The organism is Zunongwangia sp. HGR-M22 (genome assembly GCF_027594425.1).
Lineage (GTDB): Bacteria > Bacteroidota > Bacteroidia > Flavobacteriales > Flavobacteriaceae > Zunongwangia.
In genome coordinates this window covers 3,481,160-3,498,608 of record NZ_CP115159.1, presented here as the reverse complement: position 1 = coordinate 3,498,608, position 17,449 = coordinate 3,481,160, and the positions used below count along the sequence as shown (strand labels likewise).

Below are 17,449 nucleotides of genomic sequence, written 5' to 3'. Positions count from 1 at the left end.
TTAAATTGATAATTTGCTAATTTGAAAATGTGTTAATGTGAAAAAAAGAAAGGAAGCTTACTGTATTGTTAGAGTTTAAATATGAGATCGCCACGCTGTTAGAAGTTAGAAATATTTTAAACGAGTCTAAAGTAGTTAGGTCATGCTGAACTTGATTCAGCATCTCATCCTGATGAGAAAATCGACAAATTCTAAGAAAGAATATATTTAGATCTCAAAATTGTTCATTATAAAGGGCATTTTTCTTTAAAACCAAAGAAGATGAGATGCCGGGTCAAGCCCGGGATGACGAAACTTTTAATGCTAATAACTATCGTAAAAAAGCTAACCGCAAAAAAATGAAATTAAAATTCTTAGGAATAGCTGTTTTAATGATGATTTTTTCCTGCAAAACAGAGGAAACTGAAGTCAGTAAAAAGTCAGAAGAGAAACTTACGCAATTTGTAAATCCGTTTATCGGGACAGATGGGCCGGGAAATACGTACCCGGGTGCGACTACGCCATACGGAATGGTACAATTAAGCCCCGATATCGGGATTGGCGGTTGGGATCGTATTGCAGGTTATTTTTATCAGGATTCGATTATTAGCGGTTTTTCGCACATGCACTTAACAGGTACGGGTGCCGGCGATCTGTACGATATTTTGGTGATGCCAACTAACAGTAAGTTTTCAGAGCGTATTCCAGAAAATAATCATAAACCTTTTTCAAAGTTTAGTCACGAGGAGGAAGAAGCTTCGCCGGGCTATTATTCGGTGCAGCTTTTAGATTACGATATTAAAGCGGAACTTACTGCTACGCCAAGAACCGGGATTCAGCGGTTTACTTTTCCTAAAGATTCGTTATCGCAAATTCATGTGGATTTGGGGTATGCTTTAAACTGGGATAAGGCAACAGATACGCATATTAAAGTAGTAAACGATTCGGTTATTGAAGGTTATCGAAAATCTACTGGATGGGCAAAAGATCAGCGAGTGTATTTTGTAATGAAGTTTTCTAAAGCTTTTCAGGATTTCGAAATTCTAAAGAATGATGAGGTTATTTCAGCAAAAGAAATTACTGCGGAAAAGACGAAGATTATTCTCAATTACAAAACCACTTCCGAAGAACAAATTGTAGTTAAAACCGGTGTTTCTTCAGCAAATGTTGAAGGCGCTTATGCCAGTTTAGAAACGGAAGCTAAAGATTTTAATTTTGATAATTATCGCAAAAAAGCGAATGAAACTTGGGAAAGTGAACTTCAGAAGATAAAAATTAAAACATCAAACAGTGATCAAAAATCGGTGTTTTATACGATGATGTATCAATCGATGTTGGCGCCAACTTTATTGAGTGATCCCAACGGGAATTACAAAGGCGCAAATGATAGTATTGAAAACGCAAGCGGATTTAAGCGTTACGATACCTTTTCACTTTGGGATACTTTTAGAGCCGCGCATCCGCTATACACGATCATTCAGCAAGAAAGAGTGCCAGATTTTATAAAATCGATGTTAGCGCATTACAAGGAAACTGGTTTGTTGCCGGTTTGGTCGATGCAAGGAAACGAAACCAATATGATGTTGGGGTATCACTCGGTTCCCGTGATTGTTGATGCTTATTTTAAAGGTTTTGATTTTGATGCTGAACTAGCTTACGAAGCCTGTAAAGCCAGTGCGATGACGAGCACAAGAAAAATCCATGTTTTTGCTGAAAAAGGTTATGTGCCGGCAGAAGATAAAGAAGGCGATTGGAGTGTTTCTAAAACGCTGGAATATGCTTACGACGACTGGTGTATCGCAATGTTTGCTAAGGATTTGAGGAAAGAAGACGATTATCAATACTTCTTAGAACGCTCTGGTTACTGGAAAAATACCTATGATTCTAAAACCAGTTTTTTTAGAGCAAAAGACGAAAATGGTGAATTTATCGAAGGATTTAATAGTAAAGAGTATTCCAATTATTTTAGTGAAAGTAATGCGTGGCAATATTACTGGTTTGTGCCTCAGGATATTCCCGGCTTAATTGAAACTACGGGAGGTGAAGAGCGTTTTACGCAAAAGCTAGATTCGATGTTTTCGTTTAATCCTGCTGCAGATGATAAATTGCCAATTTTTAGTACAGGAATGATCGGCCAATATGCACATGGTAACGAGCCGAGTCATCATGTTGCGTATTTGTATGATTATGTAGGTAAAGCTTCAGAAACGCAAAAACTGGTGCGCAAAATTATGACCGAGCAATATAAAAATGAGCCAAACGGTCACTGCGGAAATGAAGACTGCGGACAAATGTCGTCTTGGTATATTTTTAGTTCGATGGGATTTTATCCGGTAAATGCAGCGCAGGGAACTTATATGTTGGGTGCTCCGTTATTTGAATCTGTTGAAATTAATCTGCCGGGCGGTAAAAAATTCAGTATAAAAACATCGAATTTTGCTGAAGACAATCAGTTTGTCGCAAAGGTGAAATTAAACGGAAAAGAGCTTAATCGTGCTTATATTACTCATAAAGAAATTATCGCTGGTGGCGAATTGTTATTCGAGATGAGCAGCGAACCTGTCGATAGAATTTTAGAAACACCGCAGCCGAATACCATTTATTAATATTCGATAAGTCTGGATATCATTTTATTTGCTAAATCAAGATTACATGAAATTGTTTAAAATTCTACTTCTTTTTATAGTGCTTTCAACAATTGGCTGTACTGAAAAGGAAAATCCGTCATTTGCAGAAGACGATTTAGTGCTTATTCCGCAGCCAAAATCGCTAAAACTCAATAACGGAAGTTTTGAAGTCAATGAAAACACCAAAATCATCATTCCGCAGGATAGTTTAGCTTCAGTTTCTTCAATTTTAAACGATCTTTTTAAAAAAGCTGCCGGATTTGAGTTGGAAACTTCAGAAGAAGCAACTTCAGAAAATAGTATTCAGCTAAAAATAAATTCAGAAATCGCTAAGGAGGCTTACGAGCTTAAGGTAACTTCAGAAAATGTGATTGTAGAAGCAAATTCTAAACTAGGATTTGTGTATGGATTAGAAACGATTCGGCAATTACTTCCCAAGGAAATAGAAAGTGCATCGAAAATATCGAATATCGGCTGGTATATCCCAAATGTTGAAATTAGCGACGCACCGCAATATTTATATCGCGGGAATATGCTGGATGTTTCACGTCATTTCTTCAGGAAAGAATACATTAAAAAGCATATTGATCGACTCGCGTTTTTAAAACTGAATACCTTTCATTTTCATTTAGTCGACGATCAGGGCTGGAGAATCGAGATCAAAAAATACCCAAAATTAACTGAAGTCGGTGCTTTTAGGGTCGATCAGGAAGATCGCCCTTGGAATGCGAGAACCAAAAACGATCCTGATGCGAAGGCTACTTTTGGCGGATTTTATACGCAGGACGATATCAAAGAAATTGTGGCGTATGCCCAGGAAAAAGGCATACGCGTGATCCCGGAGATCGAAATGCCGGCGCATGTAATGAGCGCGATTGCTTCGTACCCGTGGTTGTCGTGTACAGGCGAACCTATTGCGGTACCTTCAGGGGGTATTTGGCCAATTACAGATATTTATTGTGCAGGTAAAGAAACGACTTTCGAGTTTTTAGAAGATGTGCTAACGGAGGTTATGCAATTATTTCCGGGAGAATATATTCATGTAGGTGGTGACGAAGCCACCAAAACCAACTGGAAAACTTGTCCCGATTGCCAACGCCGAATTAAAGAAGAAGGACTTGCCGATGCAGATGAGCTACAAAGCTATTTTATGAAGCGTATTGAAAAATTTTTAAATGAAAATAACAGAACGCTAATTGGCTGGGACGAAATTTTAGAAGGTGGTTTACCAGAAGAAGCAACGGTAATGAGCTGGCGTGGTTTTGAAGGGGGATGGGAAGCATCAAAAGAAGGTCACGATGTGATCATGACGCCAACCAGTCATTTGTATTTCGATTATTACCAGGGAAGTCCAGATAACGAGCCGGTTGCTTTTAATGCATTTACTCCGTTAAAGCGAGTGTATGAATTTAGACCCGTGTTAGATTCGATGAGTGTCGAACAGAAAAAACATGTGCTTGGTGGGCAGGCCAATCTTTGGGCAGAATATGTACCTACAGAAGAGCATTCAGAATATATGTTATTCCCAAGATTAGCGGCGTTAGCAGAAGTGGTTTGGAGCCCTGAAGAGCAATTGGATTGGGAAGATTTCTCGGTAAGAATCCGTAAAATGATGGAGCGTTTTGAAGTCATGGGGATTAATTATGCGAAAAGTGCGTATGCGATTCAGCCAGAATCTGATATCGATCTGGAAACCGGGGAAATTACAATCAAATTAAAATCTGAGTTTCCAAATACTGAAATTCGGTATGCCTTAAATGGAGAAGAACTTACTTCCGAATCTAGTGTTTACGAAAATGAAATAAAAGTAGATACCGATACTAAAATTAAGGCTGCTGTTTTTAGTAATGGTAAGGTTATGGGGCCGGTAATGGATAAAACTTTTCAGTTTCACAAAGCTGTGGCAAAACCGGTGACTTACAAATATCCTTACAATCAAAGTTATGCTTCTTCAGGAGAAACAGCGCTTGTAAATGTTTTAAAAGGAAGTAAGTATTTTAAAGATGGCCGTTGGCAGGGATGGATAGGCAATCCTGCGATTGTTACGATAGATTTAGAAGAAACTACAGAGGTAAGTGAAGTAGTGGTAGGTAGTTTAGAAGAGCAGGGAACAGGGATCTATTTTCCGCAGCATATAAAAGTGGAAGTTTCTAACGATGGAAAAACTTTTAAAGAAGTAGCTTCTTTAAAAAGAGATTATCAAACCAATCCTGGGGCGAAAATCGAGAATTTTAAGTTGAAATTTGAGACTCAGGAAAATATTCAGTTTGTAAGAGTAAGTATAGAACCATTAGCAAAAACTCCAAATGGGGGTGGTGCGTGGTTGTTTTTAGATGAAATTCAGGTAAAATAATATAGTTTTCTTTAAGATTCTACGTCATTCCGGACTTGATCCGGAATCTCACAGAAATTGTATTTGAAATTTCTGGATGAGACCCTGAATCAAGCCCGCCTGCTGGACGGGCAGGTTCAGGGTGGCGAAAGTAATGACTAGGGAAATACTTTTTTTTAAATATAATATTCGATGTTTTTAGTAAGAAATATTCTTTCAGTAGTAGTTGTATTTATTAGTGTTCAGATAGCTTCGGCACAAACAGGTTTCGATCCGCTTCCTTATGTAAATCCTTTTATAGGAACTTCAAATTACGGGGCTACAAATCCCGGAGCAATAGCACCAAGAGGGATGGCTAGTGTGTCGCCGTTTAACGTTGCCGGGAGAATAGATCTAAATCCGCTTGAAAAAGATAGTCAGTGGTTATCGAATCCATACGTGCACGAAAATCAGTTTTTAACCGGTTTTAGTCACGTAAATATGAGCGGTGTTGGTTGCCCGGAACTCGGTGTAATTATTACCATGCCAACTACCGGAGAATTAGAAACAGATCATGTAAAATACGGAACTACATATTCTGAAGAAACTGCTGAAGCAGGATATTATTCAGCACAACTCGATAAATATAACGTAAAAGCAGAAGCTACAGCGAGTACCAGAGCAGGAGTGAGCCGGTATTCCTTTCCGGCAGGGAAATCGAACGTATTACTGAATTTAGGTTTAGGCTTAACGAACGAGCAGGGCGCTATGATACATGTGGTTGGGCCAGATGAGATTGAAGGAATGCGAATGGTAGGAAGTTTTTGCTATAACAATGCAGAAGCTGCCTATCCTGTATATTTTGTAGCGAAATTCTCTAAACCAGCCGATGATTTTGGCGTTTGGAAAACACCATATAAATACGAAGGTTTAGAATCGCAATGGATGGGGTATAACGGTAAAACCCGAATCAAAAAGGGATTTACCAGAGAAGTAGTGGGCGATAGTATTGGGGCGTATATGACTTACGACTTTAAGGAGCCGCAAGAAGTTGAAGTTCAAATTGGGGTGTCTTATGTAAGTATTGAAAATGCTCGTGAAAATTTAGCGAAAGAAGTTGGAGATTCCACTTTTGAAGAAGTTTTAACGGAAACAAAAAATGCCTGGAAAAAGAAATTACAGGTTGCTGAAGTTGAAGGCGGAACAAACGATGAGAAAACAATCTTTTATACCGCTTTGTATCATACCCAAATTCATCCAAATACTTTAAATGATATCAACGGGGAATATCCTGAAATCGCTACGGGTAAAATAGGGAAGACTGAAGGAACTCGTTACACCACTTTTTCTTTGTGGGATACCTATCGTAATTATCATCAGCTAATGAGTTTGTTGTATCCGGAAGAGCAACTGAATATGGTAAGATCGATGTTAGAGATGTACGATGAAAATGGATGGTTACCAAAATGGGAATTAAATTCTACCGAAACTTTTACAATGGTAGGAGATCCTGCCGCTGTGGTTTTAGCAGATACGTATTTACGTGGTTTAACCGATTTTGATGAGGAAAAGGCTTACGAAGCGATGCTGAAAAGTGCATTGGATACCGTGAATAATCCGCTGCGTCCCGGACTAAAAGAATATATCGAAAATGGATATTTGGGAGTAGATGGTGATGTGCCGGGACCTGTGTCGACCACTCAGGAATATAATATTGCCGATTATGCCATCGCTCAGTTGGCTAAGAAGTTAGGAAAAAAGAAAGATTACAGACAATTTTTAAAGCGCTCGTTGTCTTATAAGAAGTTGTACAATCCAGAGACAAAATTTATTCAACCAAAAAATAGTGATGGCAGCTGGTTTGCCGAATTCGACCCTTTAGCGGGAGCTAATTTTGCTCATAATCCTGGTTACATCGAAGGAAATGCTTGGCAATATCTGTTTATGGTGCCACATGATGTAAACGGATTAAAAAAATTGATGGGTGGAAATAGCAAATTTGAGGCTCGATTAGATGAACTATTTGCAAAAGATCAATTCGATATGGCTAATGAACCTGACTTTGCTTACGGATATTTTTATAATTTTATTCCTGGTAAAGAATATAAGGCTTCAGAAAAAATACATGAGCTAATTAAAACCTATTGGAAAAATGCTCCAGATGGTATTCCTGGTAACGATGATACAGGGACGATGAGCGCGTGGATTATTTATTCGATGATGGGAATTTATCCTATAACTCCGGCTGAACCTGTTTACACTTTTATAACGCCAACATTCGACAAGGTTACGCTTCACTTAGATGAGAATATATATCCAAATAAAAAACTAATTATTGAGAATAAAACGAATCCTAATGGAGCCTTAAATTTGATAATAGATCAAAAAAGTATAAAAGGTCTAATATTCGAAATGCCAATATCAGACTTCCCTAAAAAATTAGACTTTAATCAGTATTAAGGCTAAAAAAATTAAAAATAGTCTTTAATTGATTTAATTTTTAGCCAAAAATTTAAACGAAAACGATTTTTGTATATAAGTTGTTTAGCTATTCAGCAGTGTCATCCGTCGATTTTATTTTCAAAAGCTTAACTAAATGCTAACATTTAAGATAAATTTAGCAACTTTAGGGTTGAATTAAACATGTACTAACTAAAATTAAAATTACAAGTATGGTGAAGAAAATTATGTTTTCAGTTCTGCTTGTTATGGGACTTTTTCAATTTGCTATAGCACAAAATCAGCAAGTTAGTGGTACCATTACAGAGGCCGAAACCGGTATGCCGCTACCTGGTGTTACCGTATTAGAAAAGGGTACTTCTAACGGTACTTCCACAGATTTTGATGGCGTCTATACGCTGAGCGTGAGTGATAACGCAATCTTAGTTTTCTCTATGGTAGGTTACGAAACCAGGGAGGTTAGCGTAACTTCAGGAGAATTAAACTTGGAATTAGCCACAGATACAGAAGCTTTAGATGAAGTAGTGGTTACAGCATTAGGTATCAAAAGATCAGAAAAGGCATTAGGTTATGCCCTTACCGAAGTTGGTGGTGACGAATTAGCTGAAGTAAAGCAGGTAAATGCTATTAACTCTTTGCAGGGTAAAGTAGCAGGTTTAAATGTAAGTGGAGCAGCTACTGGTCCGGCTGGTACAAGTAACGTATTAATCCGTGGTATTTCTAGTGTTGGTGGTAATAATCAACCACTTTACGTTTTAGATGGAATTCCTATTGACAATACAAATTTAGGTTCTGCAGGTCAATATGGAGGATCAGATTTTGGTGATGGTATTTCAAGTATCAATCCAGATGATATCGAATCTATTAGCGTTTTAAAAGGTGGTGCAGCAGCAGCACTTTATGGTTCCAGAGCATCAAACGGTGTAATCTTAATAAATACGAAATCAGGAAAAGGACAACAAGGCTTTGGAGTGCAATACTCTGGATCGGTATTGTTTGAAACTGTGATGGATGATATCTATGATTTCCAGAAGGAATATGGACAAGGTATTAATGGAGTAGCGCCAGAAACTAGTCAGGAAGCGCTTACTGCAGGAATGCAGGCATGGGGTGGTCGATTAGATGGATCAGATGTAGTTCAATTTGATGGAGTTGAAAGACCTTACACCAATCAAGGAAATAACTTAGATCGTTTTTACGAAACAGCTCACACAATAACTAACACTGTAGCGATCACAAAATCTGGTGAAGGATATAACTTAAGATTTTCTGCAACAGATATGAGTAATGAGGATGTAACTCCTAATTCTGGCATGAATAGAAAATCATTTTCCCTTAATGGAGGTTTGTTATTGGCTGAAAAATTAACTCTTGATGTTAGTGGTAAATATATTTTAGAGGATGTGAAAAATAGACCTAGATTATCAGATTCTCCGGGTAATGCTAGTTTTACAACTGTTTTGTCACCAGCGAATATTAATGTAGAAGACTATAAGCCTTGGATTAATGATGATCTTACAGAAAATAGAATTTCTAGTAGCACTTACCATCAAAATCCTTACTGGTCGGCTTATGAATTCAGTAATAATAGCTTGAAAAATAGATTCATTGGATCTTCAACTATTAGATTTGATATAACCGATTGGATGTATGCATTGGGTAGAGCGGGTCTAGATCAATATACAGCGAGAATTACCACTGTAGAACCTTTTGGTACAGCTTATAATCCATTAGGAGCAATGACAGAAAACACCTATATCTCTAAAGTAGTAGATGCAGATGTGATGTTAGGATTCAGTAAGTCTATTGGAGACTTTAATAGTGAAATAATTTTAGGAGCCAATAGCAACGATAGAAAGTTTGAAACTACTACTTTAAACGGAAGAGAGTTTGTTATTCCTGGTTTAGTCGACATTAATAATGTGACTAATAAGAATTATGATTACATATATTCTCAAAATAAAATCAACTCTTTATATTTTACAGCTGAGTTTTCTTACAACGACTATTTATTTTTAAACGTAACTGGTAGAAAAGATTGGTTCTCAACATTATCACTTGCAGGGAAATCTAGTCCTAATAGTTATTTTTACCCTTCTTTTAATTCTAGTTTTGTATTTAGCGATGCGCTTGATATGCCTGAGTTTATAACTTTTGGTAAGTTGAGAGCAGGATACTCTGATATAGGAGGTGGAGCTCAGGATCCGTACCAACTTTCTCTGGTATATGGCATTTTTGATACGTATAATGGTAAAGGTTCATCTGTGCCATTGGGTAGAATTACAAATGACAGACTTCCAAATCAAGAGCTTAAGCCATTTTCTAAACAAGAATATGAATTAGGTCTTAACTTGAAGATGTTTAATAGTAGAATAGGAGTAGATTTTGCATATTATTTCAATAAGACTACAGACGATATAGTTCCTATCAGCCTTTCTAATAGTTCAGGGTACAGTAGTGCGTTCGTGAATATTGGTGAATTGACTAACAAAGGGATAGAATTCTTATTAACAGGTTCTCCTATTAAAAATGAGAATTTTACTTGGAATGTATCTTATAATTTAGGGTATAACAAAAACGAAGTTGTTAAGACAGATGATGATGATAATCCATTATTCCCAGATACTGCTCAGGCCACAAATGTATCCTCTGGAGCGATCGTGGGTGAGCCTTTTGGAGCCATTTATGGTACTTCTTATATCAGAGATGATCAAGGAAGAATTCAATATGATAGCAATGGTACGCCTACAACAGGACCTAGAAAAATTTTAGGTAATGGAGTAGCTCCATGGACTATGGGACTCACCAATAATTTTAGATATAAAAACTGGAATCTTTCTTTCTTGATCGATGCCAAATTTGGAGCAGATATTTATTCTGGTACCAGTGCTTTTGCGAACTACTATGGTGCTAGTAAAAACACGCTTGTAGGTAGAGAAGATGGTATCGCTGTTCAGGGATTTGATGCATCAGGGGCAGATTTCTCAACTACTATTGCTCCTGAGAATGTAGACTCTTACTACAAAAAACTTTACGAGATCGCTGAAGAACATATCCAAAGTGCAGACTTTATTAAATTTAGAGAATTTAGTTTAGGTTATAGTCTGCCAAGTGATTTGATAAAAGATACTTTTATTAATAGCGCTAACATATCTATAATAGGACGAAACTTGTTCTTTATAAAAAGAGAAACGGATAATATAGACCCAGAATCTTCTTTTAATAGTAGAGGAGCCAGAGGTTTAGAAAGATTTGGCTTGCCAACTAGTAGAAGTTATGGTCTTAATCTTAACGTTAAATTTTAAAGAAGATACTGATGAAAAATAGAATATATACACTTATATTGCTGATTGGGGTGATATCTTTACAATCATGCGATCAGGACTTTGAAGAGTTAAATGTAGACCCTACAAAGACAACAGAGATGGATCTAAGTTATAAATTTCCATCAGCAGTACTGTATGTTTCTGGGCAAAGATATGAGTCATGGAGAGCAAATTTAATTTACTCTTCTACTATGATCCAGCATATTGCTAATACTGAAACATATTGGAGCGGTGATAAGTATTTATTAAACACCGCTTATGCCGAAGCTTTCTGGACTGCTATGTATCCGCAGGCAATAAAGTCTATTGAAGATATGAAATATGGCTTAGAACAGATGGGAGATTCTACTTCTGTAGATTACGCGATAGTTAATACATTAGGTGTCTATCAATATCAAAAGATTACAGATTTATATGGTGATGTTCCTTATTCTGAAGCAGGAAAAGCTTTTATTGATAAAGATTTTAGACCTGTTTATGATAAGCAAGAAGATATTTATGCAGATATGCTGAATACGCTGGAACAATCAGTTGAGATTTTTGAAACTGGAGGCACAAGTTCTTTAGGTAGCGCAGATATTTTATTTGAAGGAGACGTTAATAAATGGAGAAAGTGGGCTAACAGTCTTATGTTAAGACTTGCTATGCGTATGACCAAGGTAGATGAAACTGCAGCTCAAGAGTGGGCTCAAAAAGCAATCGAAGGAGGAGTAATGGAGTCTAACGACGATATTGCTTACGTAGTTCATGAAGAAGGAAACGGAATAGTTCAAAACGGAAACGGAGAAACTTTTACTGCAGACGGTACTCCTAGAATGAGTGATACTTTTATAGAATTTTTGCAAGACGATCCTAGGTTAACAATCTATAGCAGTCTTCCAGAAGACACCGGTGAAGAAGACGCTAATGGTGATCCAATTTTAAGATCAGAAGAAGAAAGATTAGATCCAGACGCGCAAATTGGGCTTCCTAATGGTTTAGATGGTTCAATGTTAAGAGAGCTTACTGGAGAAACTGATACTCAGGATTATTCAGAGCCAAACAGGCTTTATATGACAAGTGAGGCTGCACCTATGTTTTTCCAGACCTATGCTGAAGTAGAATTCATGTTAGCTGAAGCTGCTTTTAGATGGGGAATTGCAGGTGGCGATGCCGAGGCTCACTATAATGCTGGTGTTCGTGCAGCAATGAATTATTTGGAATTATATTCTCCAAATGCTGCAATTTCAGAAGCTGAAATCGATGAATATCTTGAAGATAACGCTTATGCTGAAGAGGATGCCCTGGAGCAAATTAATACGCAGTATTGGGCAGCAACATTCTTGAATGAAATAGAGTCTTATTCAAATTGGAGAAGAAGTGGATATCCAGACTTAACTCCGGTTAATTATCCAGGGAATGTAACAAACGGAACAATTCCTAGAAGATTGACTTATATGACCTCTGAGCAATCAACAAATGCTGAAAATTATAATGCCGCTGTGCAGTCTCAAGGTCCAGACCTTTTGACAACTCGTATCTGGTGGGATGTAGAATAATAATATGAATTTTAATAAATCACCTCTTTTTACCTAACACCAATGAATAAACTTAGAATTCCAATTTTATTCCTTTTTATGATCTTTTTTAGTAATGCCAAAGCGCAAGATAAAGAAGGCAACATAGTAGAATATTTTGGCAAGGAAAAAGTGAATGATGTTAGTGAAGGAGAGGTGATTCATTTATTTAAAGAAGGTCTTATTTTAGGAACTTCAGGAACACCATTTAGTAATTCAGCTATTCAGCATGATCCTATTTTTGCTGAGGTTTTGCAGAATGGTTTTCAGATAAATGAAGGAAAAGAAGTTTACGACAATTTCAAAGAAGAAACAATTGCTTGGCAAAATATCGCAATTAGCGAAAACGGAGAATTCAACGATCCTAAATTACGTCGAAATGGATATTTGTATTTAGAATACATTTCCGAAGAAGAAAAAACCGTAATTTTTGAAGCCTCTGGGCATACCAATGTTATTATTAACGGATTGCCACATGAAGGAGATCATTATGATTTTGGGTGGAATCTAATTCCAATAACTTTAAAAAAAGGAGTAAATAAATTTCTACTTTCTGGCGGTCGTTTTTCTAGAATGCGCGCACGTTTACTAACAACTTATAAGCCGGTTGAATTTACTACTAGAGACTTAACGCTACCCAATTTACTTCAGGAAGAAAACGAAAACTTATGGGGCGCAATTCGAATTATTAATACTGAAAAGAACTCCTTAAAAGGAGCTAAAATTAAAGTTGAATTAAATGGTATTTCAGCAGAAACAAAAGTTCCTAAAATTGTTTCTAAAAATGTTCGAAAAGTTCCATTTTCAATTCCTATTCCTTCCAATCTTCAAGAAGGAGACAGCATTACTGCTAATCTTTATCTACAAGAAGCTAATGGCAGAGATATCGATACCGCCAAAATTATACTCGATATCAAATCAAAATTCAAACATCACAAAAACACATTTCTTAGCAAGGTAGACAATAGCGTGCAATATTATAGCGTGGCGCCATCCTTAACTAAAAACAAAGAAAATCAGGCCTTATTTTTATCGGTTCACGGAGCTTCTGTAGAAGCTGTAAATCAGGCCAACGCTTACAAACAAAAAGATTGGGGGCATTTAGTTGCTCCTACTAATCGCAGGCCTTTTGGTTTTGCCTGGGAAGATTGGGGAAGATTGGATGCATTGGAAGTTTTAGAACATTCAGAAAATTTATTAAAAACCGATCCGCAACATACTTATTTAACCGGGCACTCAATGGGTGGCCACGGTAGCTGGTATTTGGGTGTAACCTATCCCGATAGGTTTGCGGCAATCGCACCCGCTGCAGGTTATCCAGATTTATTAGACTATCGAAATAGTTTTATTAGTCGTATTTCAGACGAGCAGATTGAAAAGCAATTCGAAATGTCGGCAGCAGATTTTAAACAAAAAATTAATCCAGATTTCAAGAATACTACTGAAAAAAATCTTGATCAAATTACTCGACGTGCCGGCAATACTAGCCGAACGCTTAAGTTGAAGAACAATTATCTGCATTACGGAGTTTATATTTTGCATGGTGATTCTGATAATGTTGTCCCTACCTATCTTGCGCAGGAAATGCGTGAGGAACTAGGTAAATTTCATCCCGATTTTGCCTATTATGAATATCCGGGAGGCGAGCACTGGTTTGGTGATGAAAGTGTAGACTGGCCACCAATATTCTATTTCTTTAATCGAAGAAAAATAAAAAGTGATGCTGAAATGAATAAAATTGATTTTAGCACAGCTTCACCGGGAGTGTCGTCTAAATCCCATTTTATTATAATTCTTCAGCAAGAACATCCTTTTGAGATTAGTAATTTCAAGTTTGAGAGAACCGAAAATGGATTTTCTCTTGAAACTTCAAATATAAAAACACTAAGTATCGATCTTGCCGCGATGGATCATCCAAATTTAAAAGCGATGGTGATCGATGGGGATTCTATTTCAACCTCCACTTCAGGAATTATTTACTTTGAAAATGAAGCAGGCAGCTGGAAAACTTCAGAAATGCCTGATGATTCAGAGAAAAGTCCGCTTCGATCTGGTGGTTTTAAAGATGCATTTCGCCATAATATGGTATTCGTATATGCAACTAAAGGATCTAAAGAAGAAAATGAATGGTATTTTAATCGCGCAAAGTTTGATGCTGAAAAGTTTTGGTATCGTGCAAACGGAAGCGTAGAAATTATAAAGGATACCGATTTTAAAGCTTCAGATTATATCGATCGTAATATTATAATTTATGGCAACAAATCGAATAACGCTGCATGGAAGAAATTACTCAAAAATTCGCCTGTACAATTTTCTGAAAATCAGGTAAAAATTGGCAATAAAACCTTAAAAGGTGAGCATTACGGTGCTTACTTTATTTATCCTAAAGAAAATCACGAATTCGCAAGTATTGGTGTAGTCACCGCCTCTGGTATTAAAGGAATGCATGCCGCTTATGCTAATGATTATTTAGAGAACGGAACATTTTATCCAGACTTGCTTTTGTTTAATGATGAAATGCCCAAAAACGGATTATCGGGTATAAAGGGGAGTGGCTTTTTCGGAAATGACTGGTCAGTAGAAAATGGGGAATTCATTTGGGATATTGAAGATTAAAAAAATTACTCGATAATCGAGATTAAATACGCGGTTCTGATAGTTTTCGGGATCATGGCTTGAAATAAAAATTAAGATGCCTTTTGGCTTGGCCTTAGGTAGTTTATTAGTTGTATTTAGCTTTAAAACTGGTTGGTATTTAACTAACCAGTTTTGTTATTAAAATTGAAAAATTGATGAAAAAAATTTGCCTTTGTTTTTTACTAATTTCAAACTTGTTGAGTGCGCAGGATTTAAAAAATGCGCCTTATAAAAATAGTGAGCTTAGTGTTGATGAACGCGTAGAAAACCTTATTTCTTTAATGACCATCGATGAAAAAATCGGTCAGTTAACCACACCGCTTGGCTGGAAAATGTATAAGAAAGAAGGAAATACATCGGGAATTAGTGAACTTTACAAAGAAGAAATAAAAAACAGAAAAATTGGCGGTTTATGGGGATTGTTAAGAGCAGATCCCTGGACACAAAAAACTTTAGAAAACGGTTTACATCCAAAAGAAGCTGCCAGAATTACGAATGAAATACAAAAATACGCGATTGAAAATAGTCGTTTAGGAATTCCATTATTACTCGAAGAAGAAGCTATGCACGGGCATATGGCAGTTGGGACTACAGTATTTCCAACTGCGATAGGCCAGGCTAGTACCTGGAATCCTGATTTGATTAAAGAAATGGCTCAAACTATTGCAGCGGAAATTAGAATACAGGGAAGTAATACCGCTTATGGTCCTATTATAGATATCGCCAGAGAGCCAAGATGGTCTCGAGTAGAAGAAACTTTTGGGGAAGATTCTTATTTAATCGCTGCAATGGGAAAATCGATAATTAAAGGTTTTCAAGGTGAAAAAGAAAGCGATCTAAAAGATGGTAAACATTTAGCTGCAACATTGAAACATTTTGCGGCATACGGAGTTTCAGAAGGAGGACACAATGGCGCTGCGGTACATGTTGGGCAGCGTGATTTATTTCAGAATTACATGTATCCCGTAAAAGAAGCGGTAGATAGCGGGGTGTTATCAGTGATGACGGCTTACAGTTCTATCGATGGAATTCCAAGTACAGCACATAAAAGTTTGTTGACAAATACACTGAGAGAAGACTGGGGATTTGATGGTTTTGTAATTTCAGATTTGGCAAGTATCGAAGGGCTTTTAGGAGATCATCATGTGGTGGAAACTTCAGAAGATGCAGCAGCTATGGCCATGAATGCCGGAGTAGATGTTGATCTTGGCGGGAATGGATATGACGATGCTTTATTAGATGCCGTAAATTCAGGAAAAGTTTCCGAAGAAAGAATCGATGAAGCGGTTAAAAGAATTCTTACTGTAAAATTCAAATTAGGGCTTTTTGATGATCCTTATGTAAAGGAAAAAGAAGCTGAAAAAATAGTTCGAAATTCAGAACACATCGAATTGGCAAGGGAAGTCGCTCGCCAGTCGGTTACCATGCTGAAGAATGAAGACAATATACTTCCATTAAACAAAGAATTGAAAAACATTGCGGTAATCGGGGCAAATGCCGATATGCAATACAATCAGTTAGGCGATTATACCGCTCCGCAATCTGAAGACAATATTATTACCGTTCTAGAAGGTATTCAGCATAAAATGCCGAATGCCAATATCGAATACGTAAAAGGAACTGCCGTTCGTGATACTACACAAACTGATATTCCGGCAGCGGTAGCAGCAGCTAAAAGAGCTGAAGTTGCCATTGTTGTTTTAGGAGGTTCAAGCGCAAGAGATTTTAAAACTGAATATTTAGAAACCGGAGCGGCTACTGTTTCTTCTAAAGAAGACCAGATTTTAGGCGATATGGAAAGTGGCGAGGGCTACGATCGTTCAACTCTTAATTTAATGGGGAAACAATTAGAATTGCTTCAGGCTGTTGTTAAGACTGGAACGCCAACGGTGTTAGTTTTAATAAAAGGCCGCCCATTATTGCTAAACTGGCCTTCAGAAAATGTACCTGCTATTTTAGATGCCTGGTATCCCGGGCAAGAAGGCGGGAATGCTATTGCCGATGTATTGTTTGGTGATTTTAATCCTGCGGGAAGATTACCGGTTTCTGTACCAAAATCTTTAGGGCAAATCCCGGTATATTATAATTATTGGTTCCCAAATCGTAGAGATTATGTAGAGACCGATGCTAAGCCGTTGTATCCTTTTGGTTTTGGTTTAAGTTATTCTGAATTTGAATATTCAGATTTAAAATTGAAAACTTCAGTGAAAGGGAAAAATACCAAAGTAGAAATTAGCCTAAAAGTATCTAATATCAGTGAAGTTGATGGGGATGAGGTGGTGCAGCTTTATATCAGAGATATGGTAAGTAGTGTGCTAAGTCCCGTAAAGCAGTTGCGAGGTTTTGAGCGTGTTACTATAGCTTCAGGAGAAACGAAAACTATTCAATTTGAATTGCTTCCGAAGGAATTATCATTATTTAATGCTGAAATGAAGCAGTTGGTAGAAGCCGGAGCATTTAAGCTGATGATTGGTGCTTCTTCTGAAGATATCCGACTGGAAACTACTTTTGAAATTCCTGAAAATATTGAAATTACAAATTAATATTGGGATA

General features: G+C 37.1%; 7 protein-coding genes. All 7 read left to right on the top strand.

Annotated features, from left to right (window positions below; genetic code table 11):
- Positions 1 to 338 precede the first annotated feature (338 nt).
- The 7 genes from PBT91_RS15160 to PBT91_RS15130 all read left to right on the top strand — a co-directional run bounded on the left by PBT91_RS15160 (position 339) and on the right by PBT91_RS15130 (position 17,439).
- The gene (locus PBT91_RS15160; RefSeq protein ID WP_270059303.1) at positions 339 to 2,585 is read left to right on the top strand and encodes a GH92 family glycosyl hydrolase; all 2,247 of its coding nucleotides are present in this window, start codon (positions 339 to 341) and stop codon (positions 2,583 to 2,585) included.
- Between the two features lie 46 nt (positions 2,586 to 2,631).
- On the top strand, positions 2,632 to 4,959 hold the full coding sequence (locus PBT91_RS15155) for a glycoside hydrolase family 20 protein (RefSeq protein ID WP_270059302.1): 2,328 nt from the start codon (positions 2,632 to 2,634) through the stop codon (positions 4,957 to 4,959).
- 171 nt (positions 4,960 to 5,130) lie between these two features.
- On the top strand, positions 5,131 to 7,377 hold the full coding sequence (locus tag PBT91_RS15150) for a GH92 family glycosyl hydrolase (protein ID WP_270059301.1): 2,247 nt from the start codon (positions 5,131 to 5,133) through the stop codon (positions 7,375 to 7,377).
- A gap of 212 nt (positions 7,378 to 7,589) precedes the next feature.
- On the top strand, positions 7,590 to 10,682 hold the full coding sequence (locus tag PBT91_RS15145; protein WP_270059300.1) for a SusC/RagA family TonB-linked outer membrane protein: 3,093 nt from the start codon (positions 7,590 to 7,592) through the stop codon (positions 10,680 to 10,682).
- An 11-nt stretch (positions 10,683 to 10,693) separates the two neighbouring features.
- On the top strand, positions 10,694 to 12,241 hold the full coding sequence (locus tag PBT91_RS15140) for a SusD/RagB family nutrient-binding outer membrane lipoprotein (RefSeq protein WP_270059299.1): 1,548 nt from the start codon (positions 10,694 to 10,696) through the stop codon (positions 12,239 to 12,241).
- Between the two features lie 42 nt (positions 12,242 to 12,283).
- Positions 12,284 to 14,875 carry an alpha/beta hydrolase gene (locus PBT91_RS15135; RefSeq protein ID WP_270059298.1) on the top strand — a complete coding sequence of 864 codons (2,592 nt, stop codon included), beginning with the start codon at positions 12,284 to 12,286 and terminating at the stop codon, positions 14,873 to 14,875.
- A gap of 176 nt (positions 14,876 to 15,051) precedes the next feature.
- On the top strand, positions 15,052 to 17,439 hold the full coding sequence (locus PBT91_RS15130) for a glycoside hydrolase family 3 N-terminal domain-containing protein (RefSeq protein ID WP_270059297.1): 2,388 nt from the start codon (positions 15,052 to 15,054) through the stop codon (positions 17,437 to 17,439).
- The last annotated feature ends 10 nt before the right edge of the window (positions 17,440 to 17,449 follow it).